We start from the raw sequence: 236 nt of genomic DNA, 5'->3' as shown, positions 1-236 counted from the left end.
AGGCCCACCACAGGGCCGCCCGGAGCGCCGCGGGGCGGGGCACCGACCTCCACGCCTGGGCGGAGGCCCACTTCAAGGGGGAAAGGCCTCCCCTCCCCGAGGAGGAGCCCCTCCGGGGGATGGCCCGGCGCCTGGCGGACTGGTGGGACGGGAACGGGGGCAGGCTCCTGCGCTCCGAGGAGGCGGTCTTCCACCCGGAGCACCGCTACGCCGGGCGGGTGGACCTGGTGGCCCGC

At 78.0% G+C, this 236-nt stretch carries 1 pseudogene; it reads left to right on the top strand.

Features of this window, described 5'->3' with window-relative positions:
- Positions 1 to 236: pseudogene (locus ACYQ0J_RS13565) on the top strand (hypothetical protein); the annotation flags it as partial.

This window comes from Thermus sp. FJN-A (genome assembly GCF_054655095.1).
This window is presented reverse-complemented; position numbering and strand designations above follow the sequence as displayed.